The organism is Cedecea sp. AS113, from assembly GCF_037152415.1.
Lineage (GTDB): Bacteria > Pseudomonadota > Gammaproteobacteria > Enterobacterales > Enterobacteriaceae > Cedecea.
In genome coordinates, this window is the sequence record NZ_JBBCMI010000012.1 from 21,365 (window position 1) to 34,731 (window position 13,367).

A 13,367-nucleotide genomic window follows, 5' to 3' on the forward strand; every position below is an offset into this window, starting at 1 on the left:
TACCGATCGTCATCACAATTAATCGAATATGCTGGCGCTGTTAGACCGCTTTCCGCCACACTATGCAGAGTTGATTCAGTAAGGCGGGACGAGTGTTGATGACGGACAATGAGAATATTTTGCTGCACCTGCGACAGGGGCTACCGGGCTATAGCCCGACGCTGCAAAAACTGGGGGATTTCATTCTGACCCAGCCGCAAAAAGTGCTGTACCTGACCATCACGGAGCTGGCAAAAGAGAGCGATACTAGTGAGGCGAGCGTGACGCGCCTTTGCCGTCATCTGGGCTGTAAGGGCTATACCGAATTTAAAATGGCGGTTGCGCTTGATGTCCAGCAGGAGCAACCTCAGGCCGTCTCGCAGGGGGACAGCATTGATGAGCTGGTGCAAGAGTCCGTTCAGGCCCTCATTGATACCGGGAAATTGATAAATCGCGAGGCGCTCAGACAGGCGGGGTTGGCATTACATGAAGCATCATCCGTACAGATTTACGGCGTTGCCGCCAGCGCTATTATGGGTGATTACCTGCATTACAAGCTTCTACGTTTGGGTAAGTCTGCCCAGCTCTTTAGCGATATGCACCGGGCTGCGATGAACGCGGCAACGTTGGGGGAGCAGGATTTAGCGATTGTTATTTCCAGCTCAGGTTCCACGAAAGACCTGCTTAATGCGGTGAAAATTGCCAAAAAGCGCCACGCCAGGGTCATTCTTCTGAGCAACACGCTGCGTAGCCCGCTGGCAGATTTGGCCGACCTTTTGCTCGTTGCTGCCAAGCCTGAAGGGCCTCTGAGCGCCGGTTCGCTGAACGCAAAAGTGGGGGCGATGCTGCTGGTCGAAGCCCTGGTTAATGAACTGGTCACCCACGGTAGCCATTACGCGTTGGCCAGTCAGCAGACCGCCAGCGCCACCCTGCCGCTGCTGATCTAGGCTCTCACTGCAGAATGCTTTTTTTTGCCGTATGGGCGTCCGGCGACAGAGGCTTACCAATAAGAGAGAAGGCCGGGAATTCCCCGGCCTTTTTTTATAGCGAGCGGATCACTTCGCGCAGCAGTCGAACCCGTGGTTCGATACTGTTGAGCTCCAGATATTCGGAAGGGGAATGGAATCCTGCGCCGACAGGGCCAAACCCGTCCAGGGAAGGTACGCCCAGGGCCGCCGTGTGGTTGGCGTCTGAGCCGCCTCCCACCGCCTGCCAGCGAACTTCCACGTCGATAGCCTGACCGGCTTTTTCCACCAGCTTCATCAGCTTTTCCGTTTCAGCGGAAGGTGACATCGCGGGCGTTTGTGCCTGCTGTTCGACGATGGTTAACACATCAGGCTCGAACTGGCGGTGGCGGAACGACTGAACGGCCTCGTTAACCCGCAGATATTCGTCGTTATCATTGAAGCGGAGATCGACAATCATCTCCGCGCGATCCGCCACGATATTCGCCCCAACGCCGCCGGAAATCACGCCGGTGTTCAACGTGGTACCCTTCGTCATATCGGCCAGATCGCTGATTGCCAGCACCGCGTGGGCGAGCGCTTTCACCGCAGAACGGCCTTTTTCCGGATCGTTGCCCGCATGGGCGGCTACGCCTTTAAAAGTCAGGCGGTAACGGGCCATGCCTTTTCTGGCTTTCACCAGAGAGCCGTCGGCTCTTGCCGCCTCGCACACCAGCACGCAGCGGCTGCGTTTTGCTATGCCGCCCATCCATTCGTGTGAATGGGCTGAACCCGTTTCTTCGTCCGGGTTCATGGCCACGGCGATAGCTAACCGATCAAGATCGGCTTTGTCCAGGCCGCGTAGAGCCCAAAGAATAGATAACAACCCGCTTTTCATGTCTGACACGCCTGGCCCATAGGCGCGGTCGCCTTCAATGCTGAAAGGGCGCTCTGAGACGGTTCCCGGCGGGAAGACGGTATCCATATGCCCCACCAGCAAAACGTCGTACTGTGTGGCGTCAGGCTTATTCGTGGCGAACAAGCCCGGCCCCACTTTGTTCCCCAGGTCGACGCTGTCGCAGTGCCAGTTTTCTGACAGATACCATTGCTGAAAGATACGGCTGACTTCTTCCACACCCGCAACGGTGGCGGTGCCGCAGTCGATATTCACGACGCTTTTTAACTCTTGAAGATACTGTTTCAGATCCATGGGTTACTCCAGAATAAGCACGCGCATGATCAGCATGGCGCAAAATGCGTTGAGTACGGAAAGGGCTATCATCAGAGGAATGCGTTTCGCCGGAATACCGACCACGCCGAGGATACGCCCGGCGTATTGCACCTGAGAGCCCATCAAATAGATGGCCGGTGCGAGAATCGCCAGGTGTTCGCCGCTGAGAATGCCTCTTTCAAACAGGCTGATAGCGACGCCTACGCCGCCGCCCATCGACATCCAGCCGCCGATGAGCACTGCAGCGGCTTCACCGGGCAGTCCAAAGAGTTTCATTACCGGGCCAAACAGCCACGCCATGCCCTGCAGCGCGCCCGTCAGCTCAAGCGCATAGATAATAATGAATGCCATCAACACGTTAGGTAGCGTACTGGTTGTGGCGATGGTCCAGCCTTTGCGCGCGCCGGCAACAAAGACATCGGTGATCATCGGTTTTGCTGCATCAGCCATGTTGCGCCTCCGTTTTTGTTTTCCGTTCTGTGACGTTCAGGATCAGGCGCATCATGTTTGCCCCTACGATTTTCATCATGAACATCACGGCGACGCACATGCCGATAGAGCTTGGCACGGCCTGGCTGCCGTCAACGGCGATCAGCGTGAAGAGCACGGCCCCGGAAGAGAAAAAGTTGGTGATCATGGCGCCAGCGGAAAACTGGAACATAGTGAACACGGTTTTTTCTTTTTCGGTAATCTGGCCTTCATCGGCAAGCACGCGGGTGAGTGACGCGCCAACGTCGGTACTCTGCAGGCTGCCGATTAGCGCAAGGCCCGTGGCACCGGGCACGCCCATCAGGGGACGAAGGAGAGGGGTCAGCAGTTTTCTTGCGGCCCGCAGCGCGCCGTAGTGTTCCAGCACGTTAATCATGCCCAGCGCAAACATCACGGCGGGAATCAGGCCGAAAGCGAAGAGAAAACCGTCCATTGCGCCATACCCGCCGTTGCCGCGGAAGGCGCTTTTGGCAACATCCAGCGATTCTCCGGCCGGGTTAACGCCGCTGACCACTTTGCCAAAGGCGCCGTTTAGCGTGGTGAAGTCAAACACCCCGTACCAGTTTTTTCCGCCTAACAGGCCAGAAAAAAAGACCATCGCAAACAGCAGGCTAAACCAGGCGGCGGGCCCAACTCTTTGTTGTCCGGGAACAGAAGAATCATCCATTTATCATTTCCTTATGTAATTTCAGGGGGAAAGCCAGAGGGATGCTAGAAGTTAGCAATACGTGCTGTTATGACGACGATCAACATGAGGAACGAACGTTTAATCACCATAAGAAAGTTGAGAACTGGCACACAGTAACCGTGAGAATAGAGAATGTTTGCGCGACATGGGCATCAGGTATCGCCGTGGTGCAGCCGCTTTCGCATGATCTCCATCGCCAGTTCTGCGATAATTACTTTTTGTGACTATGACTGAGATGATTATGCAGTACCCGATTAACGAGATGTTCCAGACCCTGCAAGGGGAAGGCTATTTTACCGGCGTGCCCGCCATTTTTATTCGTCTGCAGGGTTGCCCGGTAGGCTGCGCCTGGTGCGATACCAAACATACCTGGGATAAGCTCGCGGATCGTGAAGTGTCGCTGTTCAGTATCCTGGCCAAAACTAAAGAAAGCGATAAATGGGGCGCGGCAAGCGCCGAAGATCTAGTTACCGTGATTGGCCGCCAGGGCTATACCGCGAGGCATGTGGTGATCACCGGCGGTGAGCCGTGCATTCACGACCTCACGCCGCTGACAGATTTGCTCGAGAAAAACGGGTTTAGCTGCCAGATAGAAACCAGCGGCACGCATGAAGTGCGCTGCACGGCAAATACCTGGGTGACGGTTTCCCCGAAGGTGAACATGCGCGGCGGGTACGACATTCTCTCCCAGGCGCTGGGGCGCGCGGATGAAATTAAGCACCCGGTTGGGCGTATGCGTGACGTCGAAGCGCTGGACGAACTGCTGGCTACGTTGACGGATGAGAAAAGCCGCATCATCGCGTTGCAGCCTATAAGCCAAAAAGAGGACGCGACGCGTCTGTGCATCGAAACCTGCATCGCGCGCAACTGGCGCCTGTCGATGCAGACGCACAAGTATTTGAATATTGCCTGATGAGCAAAGCCGGGTGTAGCCATCACACCCGGCGTAAACCGCTAGTTAAGCGTTGGACCAGCTTTGAATCGAGTCCGTGTTATCTAACTCGCCGTGCATCACCTGATACGATTTTTTCAGAATAACGTCAGTGTGCTGCGTTAACTCCCTGAAAATGCCTTTGTTTAGCGCCTCATAGCGTTTAGCGTTGCTTTCAACGGGCATAAACACGTCTTTGACCCGCACCATTTTTTCGACGGCGGTTTCATAGCTGGTATACAGCCCCAGCCCGACGGCGGTGTTGATTGCCGCACCCAGACTTGCGCAGCCGTTGATCGCGTTACGCCTGACCGGCAGGTTAAACACGTCGGCAAAGATCTGCATAAACAGGTCGCTGTTGGAGCCGCCGCCAGTGATGATCACATGTTTGGCAAAGTGGTCCATCTCATGGCACATATTGTCGTAGTTGTTTTTCAGCGTCAGGGCGATGCTTTCGAGGATCGAGCGGTAAATCCACGCGTAGTCCATGCTGGAATCAAAACCTATCATGATCCCACGCTTAAACGGTTCCCAGGGATTGGTCAGCCAGTCCAGCACGGTCATTAAGCCGTTACAGCCCGGCGGCACCAGCGCGGCTTTCTTGTTCAATAACCCTTCCGGGGAAAGATTCTGCGCTTTGGCATCCTGAATCAATGACTCGCCCAGCATGTCGCGCAGCCAGCTTACCGTCCACATTCCTTTGCGGATGCCGTAGCCCTCATACAACAGCGTTTCAGGCACAGACGACATAATGGGCCAGTAGGCCACGGGGGCTTTTGGCAGCGCTTTGCCGTTCATCATCAGCGCGATATAGGTGCCGAGAGAAATCACCGCCGTTTCATCATCCAGCAGCCCGGCCCCAAGCGCTTCAACCGGCTTATCGCTGGTGGTACAAACGACCGGTAATCCGGCCGGGAAGCCCGTAGCCTTCGCTGCGTTTTCTGTGAGATGGCCAATGACCGTGCCCGGCATCTGAACATCAAACAGCATGGTGCGTGGAATATTAAATTTCTTCAGCACTTCGCCGTCGTCGCTCCATGACCACGTTTTGTAGTCCACCGGCCACTGGCCAAAATAGTTGGCGATATTGTCTTTGAACTCGCCGGTTAAGCGATGGGACAGGTAACCCGAGAATGAAGTCACCCAGGCCACATCAGGATTTGTGTGCTCGTAGGGGCGGGTGACGCGGGCATCCTGCCAGCTGATCAGCGGCGCAGCTGGGGTGCCGTCGGCCTTTAATAAGGCGCGACAGCAGCGTATGGAGCCGAGGCCAATCCCAACTATCGCACTTATGTCTCCTGTGAAGTGGCTCATTAAATCCTGCCCGGCGCGGCACAGCGAGTCCCACAGATCGTCGTCAGGGTGTTCGGCGGTATCCGCGTCCGGCGTGTACATCGGCTGCAGCAGCCCCTTGCCTTCGCAGACGATATTACCTGCCAGATCGTACATCACGACTTTTGTACTCTGGCTTCCACCATCAATCCCAATGATGTATTGCTTCGACATTGCCTTTCTCCTTCAATTTTCCCTCATCACTCGCCCGTTGCGGCCAGCGATGCCAATTTTTCCAGTGCGATGTCGGCGGCGCGAATTTTGCGAATCAGCAAAAAGGCAAACACGATGACCATGCACAGTGCGGCTAATCCCATCAGCCACATGTTGCGGTAGGCTTCTTCTGCGGGCAGGGTGTCCTGCCAGTGGCCGACAAGCGGGTATACGAATACGTCCGGCAAGAAGCCGATGACCGAACAGATACCCACGGTGGTTCCCATAATATAGGGCGGCGTTCTCGCTTCGCCGGGGCAGGCCCAGTACAACCCGCGTGAGGCGTAACAGGTGAACCCCAGCAGTAAAATAAGCCCAATGCCCATCGCAACGGACTGAGGATTGGCGTTGGTCGCCAGCAGCGCTACCAGTGCGACTGCGCCAACAATAGAGAGCAACTGCACCACGCGAGTGGGCGATTTAATTCTGCTGTAGGTCGTAATAATGCCGCCCAGCGGGCCGCAAAAGGCGCGGAAGATTTTATTGATCACGATGCCCATGTAGCTGGCGGCCACCAGCGACATGCCGTACATCTCGGTCAGATAGTTGGTGGAATAGCTCAGGATGGCATAAATGGTGTAAACCCCGAAGATCACCATACTGCAGTACCAGGTGGTACTTATCCGTAAAACGGACAGAATATCTTTGAGCTGGAAGGCCGGTTTTTTGGCTGCCTGAGCACCTTCTGTGCGGCCGGTAAAGCCGTCGCTGACAAAGAACCAACACAGCACGCCAAGCGCAATATAAACGCCGCTGTAGATAAGAATAACGGCTTTAAGGCTGTTGGCATCTTCCGGCGCAAAGCGCGAAAACACCCACATGGTGAATACCGCCAGCGCCATCACGCCGACGCCGCGCAGGCCTTCCATCCAGCCCATAATTTTTCCCTGCTCGCTATGATCCCCCAGCAGGGAAGCCGCCTTAATGGAGACCGACCACAGCATCAGGATGGTGGTCACGGCGAAGGCGACCTGAATGACGATCATTACCCACAGCGGCGGATAGAACGCCATCACAATCCCCAACAGGCCGGTGGCAATCATCGCCAGCGTCATCATTACGCGGTGAGAGAATTTATCAGCAATAATTCCACTCGGCGCATAAAGGATAATTGCGGTTATTCCGAAAGTACTCATAATTAAGCCTATTTCGGTATTGCTAAACCCCATGAATTTTGCCATGGGGATTTGGTAAATATACCTTAAATAAGCAAGGTCAAAACTTACACCACCACTGATACTTATTATTGCCAGCGTTAGCCAGCGACGAAAATTTGAATCACGCATGGTGTGCTCTCAGTAATCAGGATTGTTAAAGACAAAAAAAAGAGAAAAGTAACCAATCCCCTTTTAAGGGCTGATTACTTTTCTCATGGGCTCTAGTAATTGCGGAGATTATTAACATGCAGCGTGTTTTTTTAGTGTGAGAAATATCACGATATTGGTTTTCACGGCGAATAATTTAGCGATAGAACCCTCTTGTTAATGAGTTGTGATATTGATCACACAACATGCCCCCACCGCTGTGATACTTATTTTAGTCAGTTACTAGAGACGATGAGAAAAGTAACTTCCCTTTCGGGGGGAGCTTGCTTTTCTCATTTTTTTTGCGTTTAAAAAATTTAAGGAGTTCATCATGTCGCTCAGCGCACTCAACGAATTCTCACTGGACTTCTTCTCGCTCAAGGGGAAGACGGCGATTGTCACCGGCGGTAACAGCGGGCTGGGGCAGGCCTTCGCCATGGCGCTGGCTAAGGCTGGCGCGAATGTGTTTATTCCAACGGTGGTGGAAGAGAAAGGCGAAACGCGTCAACTAATTGAACAACAAGGCGTAAAAGTGGCGTTTATGACCGTGGATATCACGGAGAAAGGTGCCCCGGCTCAGGTCATCGCCCAGTGCCTGGAAACCTTTGGTTCGGTGGATATTCTGGTCAACAACGCCGGGATCTGTAAGCTCAACAAGGTGCTGGATTTCGGCCGCGCCGACTGGGACCCGATGATCAACATCAACCTGACCGCGGCGTTCGAATTAAGTCACGAGGCGGCCAAAGTGATGATTCCGCAAAAGCACGGAAAAATTATTAATATCTGTTCGCTATTTTCTTATCTTGGCGGCCAATGGTCTCCGGCTTATTCCGCCACAAAACACGCGCTGGCCGGTTTAACGAAAGCGTATTGCGATGAATTAGGCCAATATAATATTCAGGTGAACGGTATTGCGCCTGGTTATTATGCCACCGATATTACTACCGAAACGCGTAAAAATCCGGAAACCAACAAGCGCGTACTGGATCATATTCCAGCCAACCGCTGGGGTGAAACGCAGGATCTTATGGGGGCAATGGTTTATTTATCCAGCCGTGCTTCAGATTATGTTAATGGCCATTTGTTAGTCGTTGATGGTGGTTATTTAGTCAGGTAGTTTTCGCAGGGTGGTTCCTGCTTTCTCTTATTTATATCCGTATTCCCTTATTTGTCAGGAAGGAGTTGTCATGTCTTTATCTCGCGAAGCAATTGTGGATCAATTAAAAGAAATCGTTGGTCCGCAGCAGGTTATTACCGATGAAAAAGTATTACAGAAAAACAGTATCGACCGGTTCAGAAAATATGCGGATATTCATGGCGTGTACACTCAGCCGCTGCCGGCCGCGGTAGTGAAACTGCAGAACACTGAGCAAGTCTCCAGCGTACTGGCGTTTCTGAACAGCAACCACATCACCTGTATCCCGCGAACCGGCGCTTCCGCAACGGAAGGCGGCCTGGAAGCGGTGGTGAAAAACTCCGTGGTGCTGGATGGCTCCGGGCTGAACAAGATTGTCGATATCGACATTGAAAACATGCAGGCCACCGCCCAGTGCGGCGTGCCGCTGGAAGTGCTGGAAGATGCCCTGCGTGAAAAAGGCTACACCACCGGCCACTCGCCGCAGTCCAAACCGCTGGCACAAATGGGCGGCCTTGTGGCAACCCGCAGCATCGGCCAGTTCTCAACCCTGTACGGGGCGATTGAGGACATGGTGGTTGGTCTGGAAGCCGTATTCCCGGACGGTAGCATCACTCGCATTAAAAACGTGCCGCGCCGTGCCGCTGGCCCGGACATTCGCCACGTGATCATCGGCAACGAAGGGGCGCTCTGCTACATCACCGAAGTAACGGTAAAAATCTTCAAGTACATGCCGGAAAACAACCTGTTCTACGGCTACATCCTCGACAACATGAAGACCGGGTTCAACATCCTGCGTGAAGTGATGGTGGAAGGCTACCGTCCGTCGATTGCCCGCCTGTATGACGCCGAAGATGGCACCCAGCACTTCACCCATTTTGCCGACGGCAAATGCGTGCTGATCTTTATGGCAGAAGGCTCTAAGCGCCTGGCTGAAGCGACCGGCGCGGGCATCGAAGAAATTGTTGCCCGCCACCCGGAATGCAAGAAAGTGGACAGCAAGCTCATCGAAACCTGGTTCAACAACCTGAACTGGGGGCCAGACAAAGTGGCCGCCGAACGTGTGCAGATCCTGAAAACCGGCAACATGGGCTTTACCACGGAAGTTTCTGGCAGCTGGAGCTGCATTAATGAGATTTACCACAATGTGATCGAGCGCATTCGCAACGAGTTCCCACATGCGGGTGATATCACTATGCTGGGCGGCCACTCTTCCCACAGCTACATCAACGGCACCAACATGTACTTCGTGTACGACTACAACGTGGTGGGTTGCAAGCCGGAAGAGGAGATCGACAAGTACCACAATCCGCTGAACAAAATCATCGTGGAAGAGACGATTCGCCTCGGCGGCTCGATGGTGCACCACCACGGGATCGGCAAGCACCGCGTGCACTGGTCCAGGCTGGAGCACGGTACCGCCTGGCCAATCATGCAGGGCCTGAAAGATCAGTACGATCCGAACGGCATCATGAACACCGGCACGATTTGGCCGATTGAAAAATAATCGCACATAACCGCACGGGTCGGCTCTCAGGAGCCGACCTCTTCATTTACGGATCGACAAAGGAATCAGTATGCACGCCGAACCGGTTCGTATGGATGACCTGCCGCTTAATCGCTTTCATTTACGCATTGCCGGGCTGACCTTCGGCGCTCACTTGACGGACGGCTACGTGCTCGGCGTAATTGGCTTTGCGCTGGTGATGATTGCGCCGCAAATGAGCCTGACGCCGCTTCAGGAAGGATTAGTGGGCGGCTCGGCGCTGTTTGGGCTGTTTCTGGGCAGCTTGGTGCTGGGCTGGATCTCCGATCATATTGGTCGTCAGAAAATCTTTAACTTCAGCTTCGTGCTCATCACACTGGCCTCCTTTTTACAATTTTTCGTTAGTAACGTAGAGCAGTTGATTCTGCTGCGGGTGCTGATTGGCATCGGGCTGGGCGGCGACTACTCCGTGGGCCACACCATGTTGGCCGAATTTGCCCCGCGCAAACATCGTGGTGTGCTGCTCGGCGCTTTTAGCGTGGTCTGGACGCTGGGTTATGTGCTGGCGAGCCTCATTGGGCATCAGCTAGTGGAGAGCGGGCCGGAAGCCTGGCGCTGGCTGCTGGCGTCGGCCGCGTTACCTGCGTTGTTAATCACTGTCTTGCGCTGGGGCACCCCGGAATCTCCTCGTTGGTTGCTTCGCCAGGGGCGGGTGTCCGAAGCGCATCAGATTGTGCGCCGCTGCTTCGGCGAACATGTTGTTATTAGCGATGAGATTGCGGTGCCAACTTCCCGCCATCTCCGCACGTTGTTTTCCGGGCAATACTGGCGGCGTACCGCGTTTAATAGCCTGTTCTTTGTTTGCCTGGTGATCCCGTGGTTTGCGATTTATACCTGGCTGCCGTCCATTACCGGGCTGCTGGGTATGCAGGATGGCCTGACCGCCAGCCTGTTGCTGAATGTGGTGCTGGTGGTGGGCGCGATCGCGGGCCTGGTGCTGACCCACCGCTGCTCAAGACGCGGCTTCCTGATCGGCGGTTTTCTGGTGCTGTTCTTCAGCCTTACCGCACTGGCGCTGGTGCCGGAACAACACGGCACCCTCATCCTGCTGCTGTTCTTTGTTTTTACGCTGACCATTTCGGCGGTCAGCAACCTGGTCGGCGTTCTCCCCGCTGAGAGTTTCCCGACGGATATTCGCTCGCTGGGCGTAGGGTTTGCGACGTCGATGAGCCGCCTGGGTTCGGCAATTAGCACCGGACTGCTGCCGGTGGCGCTGGTCTCCTTCGGGGTGCAAAACACCATGCTGTTGCTGAGCGCGGTTCTGATGCTGGGCCTGCTGGTTTCCGTCTTCTGGGCGCCGGAAACGCGAAACATGAGCCTTGTGGCCGCGTCCGGGAATAAAGAGCAGCCGCCGGGGGTGAATCATGAACATTCTGTTAGCCTTTAAGGCCGAGCCAGACCTCGCCATGCTGGCGGAAAAAGACTGGCTGACCGCCGGACAGGGCAGCCTGGACACCTCGATAACGCGCCCTTGTCTGGGAGAAGATGAGGCTGCTGCCGCGGAGATACTGCTGCGTCAGGCTGAAGGCTTAAACCTTACCGCCTTAAGCATTGGTCACGAGCGTGCGGACAGCTTTCTTCGCCAGTTCAAAGCGCTGGGGTTCCTGCGAGCCGTTCGGCTGCAGCCGGATGACGAGCTGACTTTTTCTCCCGCCTCAGTGGCTGCCTTGCTGGCCGCATGGCAGCAGCAACATTCTCAATCTCTGGTGGTCATGGGCTCACGCAGCGCCGAAGGTAACAGCGGCCAGATGGGGTTTTACCTCGCCGAACAGCTGGGCTGGCCGTGTTTCACTCAGGTCTATGATTTCACGCTCGATGCTGAACGGCAGCAGCTTTGCCTGAAACAGCGGCACGGCGCAGGAAAACGCAGCCTGACCGTGCGGCTGCCTGCGGTGCTGATGATTGAAAGCCGTGGAGATTACTGCCTGAGAACGCCTGGCCTGCGACAAAAGCTGGCGGTGAAAGCTTCGGACGTTGAGGTCTTGCCTGTGAAAGTCCCTGGTCATGAGGAGGCATTCTCTCCTCTGGTCGGGCTGGATCACCCTCAGCGGCAGCGCGGCGGCTTAATCATTCAGGGCAGCGATGTGCGCGAAAAGGTCCGCAGCCTCTACCGCGACTGGCTACGTAAAAGGATGAAATCATGAAAATTGCCCTGGTTCTGCCTGAAGCGAGGCAAGCGTCGGCGCTCAGTGAGATAGGGCATTTCATTGCGTGCAGTGAAATGGCACCAGAACATGTCGAAGCCTGGCTGCTGCCGGAGAGTGAACTCAGCGAGCCGCTGCTGGAGGGGTTGTATACCCATTTCGTGCCTGCCCCAGTAGACATGCTGTTATTCCCTTCTGGCTGGCAGGGCGCGGAGCTTGCCACCCGGCTGGCTCACCGGCTGCAAGGGGAGGCGTGGAGCGCGATTAACGACGCGGATTTTGCCCGGCAGGTGGTGCGCAAAAACGCCTATGGCGGCGCGCTGGTGGCTGAGCTTCAACTGCACAATAAGCCCTGGTGCCTGAGCGTAGTCGCCGCGCCGGGAGCCAAAACCTGGCAGCCGGAGATCGAGTATGTACCGATTCCCGTGGCAGCACAGAAGCCCGCCTGGCTGCTTGAATCCGGGGCAATTGCCGATGAAGCCGAATCCGGCCTGGCCGATGCCAGGCTTGTGCTGGCGGTGGGGCGGGGAGTTGGCAGCCCTCTAGCCATGGCGCAGGTAGAGAAGATTGCCTGCGGGCTGGGCATGGAAACCGGCGCCAGCCGCGAAGCGGTGATGCACGCCTGGTGCAGCATGGACAAACTGCTGGGGATGTCCGGTACCCAGGTTGCCGCAGACGTTTGTATTGCGGCAGGTGTCTCCGGCGCACCGGCCTTTATCAGCGGTATTGCTCACAGCCGGTTCATTGTTGCCATCAACAACGATCCGCAGGCGGCGATTTTCCGCCACGCCGATGTGGGGATCGTCGATGACCTGCTGCCGGTACTAACCGAGCTGCAAACCTGTGTCAGGGAAGATATTTAGCCAACTGCCAGACGCCGGTATTGGTGGTGGAGATAGCCAACGCCCCGGCGCTGAGTGCGTTGTTGGCGTCCTCCGCGTCGCACACCAGGCCACCGGCAATCACCGGCAGGTCGATTTTTTCTGTGACCCATTTCATCACTTTCGGCATACATCCCGGCAGGATCTCGATGCAGTCCGGGTTCGACTGGGCCACCTGTTTATCGATGTTGTGGTAAGAGATGGAATCGACGATAAACAGCCGGTGAATGGCAAAGAACCCCTGCGCCCTGGCCGCTTTCACCATTGGCGCTTTGGTGCTGATCACGCCGTCGGCCTGGGTCACCAGTTTCAGAAAGTTAATCACAATCTCTTTATTCGATGTCCCTTCCAGTAAATCGACGTGCACCAGCGCGTATTTATTCGCCTTCTTAATTTGCTGCACGATGCCGGTAATGGTGCAGATATTGCCGTACAGTACGGAAATTACCTGGCAGTCGGATTCCAGCGCCAGCTGCAGGCTCTGGTTATCTTTTACCGCTGCAATCAGCGGGTGTTGCTTGAGTAGGGACATCAGGGACACAGCTTGGAC

At 55.3% G+C, this 13,367-nt stretch carries 13 protein-coding genes; 7 read left to right on the forward strand and 6 right to left on the reverse strand.

What is annotated here, in order from left to right:
* The first annotated feature begins 98 nt into the window (after positions 1–98).
* Positions 99–926: a MurR/RpiR family transcriptional regulator gene (locus WFN87_RS14940; RefSeq protein WP_336983572.1), complete on the forward strand. Its 828-nt coding sequence runs from the start codon at positions 99–101 to the stop codon at positions 924–926.
* A gap of 94 nt (positions 927–1,020) precedes the next feature.
* Here the strand turns inward: WFN87_RS14940 and WFN87_RS14945 are convergent, their stop codons facing one another.
* The 3 genes from WFN87_RS14945 to WFN87_RS14955 are packed head-to-tail and all read right to left on the reverse strand — an operon-like array spanning position 1,021 to position 3,310.
* Entirely contained in the window at positions 1,021–2,133 is a 1,113-nt protein-coding gene (locus WFN87_RS14945; RefSeq protein ID WP_336983573.1) for a M20 family metallopeptidase, read from the reverse strand.
* Between the two features lie 3 nt (positions 2,134–2,136).
* Positions 2,137–2,604, reverse strand: a complete 468-nt coding sequence (locus tag WFN87_RS14950) for a YjiG family protein (RefSeq protein WP_008458378.1) — start codon at positions 2,602–2,604, stop codon at positions 2,137–2,139.
* Entirely contained in the window at positions 2,597–3,310 is a 714-nt protein-coding gene (locus tag WFN87_RS14955; RefSeq protein ID WP_008458376.1) for a nucleoside recognition domain-containing protein, read from the reverse strand. Before WFN87_RS14955 ends, WFN87_RS14950 begins: the two co-directional genes overlap by 8 nt.
* A 262-nt stretch (positions 3,311–3,572) precedes the next feature.
* Between WFN87_RS14955 and queE the strand changes: the two genes are divergently transcribed.
* The gene (gene queE, locus WFN87_RS14960; RefSeq protein ID WP_336983574.1) at positions 3,573–4,244 is read left to right on the forward strand and encodes a 7-carboxy-7-deazaguanine synthase QueE; all 672 of its coding nucleotides are present in this window, start codon (positions 3,573–3,575) and stop codon (positions 4,242–4,244) included.
* Between the two features lie 45 nt (positions 4,245–4,289).
* Here the strand turns inward: queE and WFN87_RS14965 are convergent, their stop codons facing one another.
* On the reverse strand, positions 4,290–5,768 hold the full coding sequence (locus WFN87_RS14965) for an FGGY-family carbohydrate kinase (RefSeq protein WP_336709405.1): 1,479 nt from the start codon (positions 5,766–5,768) through the stop codon (positions 4,290–4,292).
* A gap of 26 nt (positions 5,769–5,794) precedes the next feature.
* Positions 5,795–7,093, reverse strand: coding sequence for an MFS transporter (locus WFN87_RS14970; protein WP_336983575.1), 1,299 nt, complete (start codon positions 7,091–7,093; stop codon positions 5,795–5,797).
* 349 nt (positions 7,094–7,442) lie between these two features.
* Here WFN87_RS14970 and WFN87_RS14975 point away from each other — a divergent pair, with 349 nt between their 5' ends.
* The 5 genes from WFN87_RS14975 to WFN87_RS14995 all read left to right on the forward strand — a co-directional run bounded on the left by WFN87_RS14975 (position 7,443) and on the right by WFN87_RS14995 (position 12,799).
* Positions 7,443–8,228: an SDR family oxidoreductase gene (locus WFN87_RS14975; protein ID WP_008458368.1), complete on the forward strand. Its 786-nt coding sequence runs from the start codon at positions 7,443–7,445 to the stop codon at positions 8,226–8,228.
* A 70-nt stretch (positions 8,229–8,298) separates the two neighbouring features.
* On the forward strand, positions 8,299–9,753 hold the full coding sequence (locus tag WFN87_RS14980) for an FAD-binding oxidoreductase (protein WP_008458367.1): 1,455 nt from the start codon (positions 8,299–8,301) through the stop codon (positions 9,751–9,753).
* A 70-nt stretch (positions 9,754–9,823) separates the two neighbouring features.
* Entirely contained in the window at positions 9,824–11,179 is a 1,356-nt protein-coding gene (locus WFN87_RS14985; RefSeq protein WP_205246576.1) for an MFS transporter, read from the forward strand.
* Positions 11,157–11,936, forward strand: coding sequence for an electron transfer flavoprotein subunit beta/FixA family protein (locus WFN87_RS14990; protein ID WP_336709410.1), 780 nt, complete (start codon positions 11,157–11,159; stop codon positions 11,934–11,936). The genes WFN87_RS14985 and WFN87_RS14990 overlap by 23 nt, the downstream gene beginning before the upstream one ends.
* Positions 11,933–12,799: an electron transfer flavoprotein subunit alpha/FixB family protein gene (locus WFN87_RS14995; protein WP_336983576.1), complete on the forward strand. Its 867-nt coding sequence runs from the start codon at positions 11,933–11,935 to the stop codon at positions 12,797–12,799. The genes WFN87_RS14990 and WFN87_RS14995 overlap by 4 nt, the downstream gene beginning before the upstream one ends.
* On the opposite strand, the gene WFN87_RS15000 is transcribed toward WFN87_RS14995, so the two are convergent.
* Positions 12,783–13,358, reverse strand: a complete 576-nt coding sequence (locus tag WFN87_RS15000; protein WP_008458359.1) for a glycerol-3-phosphate responsive antiterminator — start codon at positions 13,356–13,358, stop codon at positions 12,783–12,785. The genes WFN87_RS14995 and WFN87_RS15000 overlap by 17 nt on opposite strands.
* Positions 13,359–13,367 lie beyond the last annotated feature (9 nt).

What these genes read in the sequence shown, in the direction of transcription:
- WFN87_RS14940 (WP_336983572.1), top strand. Translation starts at nt 99, where the DNA reads ATGACGGACAATGAGAATATTTTGCTGCACCTGCGACAGGGGCTACCG.
- WFN87_RS14945 (WP_336983573.1), bottom strand. Translation starts at nt 2,133, where the DNA reads ATGGATCTGAAACAGTATCTTCAAGAGTTAAAAAGCGTCGTGAATATC.
- WFN87_RS14950 (WP_008458378.1), bottom strand. Translation starts at nt 2,604, where the DNA reads ATGGCTGATGCAGCAAAACCGATGATCACCGATGTCTTTGTTGCCGGC.
- WFN87_RS14955 (WP_008458376.1), bottom strand. Translation starts at nt 3,310, where the DNA reads ATGGATGATTCTTCTGTTCCCGGACAACAAAGAGTTGGGCCCGCCGCC.
- queE (WP_336983574.1), top strand. Translation starts at nt 3,573, where the DNA reads ATGCAGTACCCGATTAACGAGATGTTCCAGACCCTGCAAGGGGAAGGC.
- WFN87_RS14965 (WP_336709405.1), bottom strand. Translation starts at nt 5,768, where the DNA reads ATGTCGAAGCAATACATCATTGGGATTGATGGTGGAAGCCAGAGTACA.
- WFN87_RS14970 (WP_336983575.1), bottom strand. Translation starts at nt 7,093, where the DNA reads ATGCGTGATTCAAATTTTCGTCGCTGGCTAACGCTGGCAATAATAAGT.
- WFN87_RS14975 (WP_008458368.1), top strand. Translation starts at nt 7,443, where the DNA reads ATGTCGCTCAGCGCACTCAACGAATTCTCACTGGACTTCTTCTCGCTC.
- WFN87_RS14980 (WP_008458367.1), top strand. Translation starts at nt 8,299, where the DNA reads ATGTCTTTATCTCGCGAAGCAATTGTGGATCAATTAAAAGAAATCGTT.
- WFN87_RS14985 (WP_205246576.1), top strand. Translation starts at nt 9,824, where the DNA reads ATGCACGCCGAACCGGTTCGTATGGATGACCTGCCGCTTAATCGCTTT.
- WFN87_RS14990 (WP_336709410.1), top strand. Translation starts at nt 11,157, where the DNA reads ATGAACATTCTGTTAGCCTTTAAGGCCGAGCCAGACCTCGCCATGCTG.
- WFN87_RS14995 (WP_336983576.1), top strand. Translation starts at nt 11,933, where the DNA reads ATGAAAATTGCCCTGGTTCTGCCTGAAGCGAGGCAAGCGTCGGCGCTC.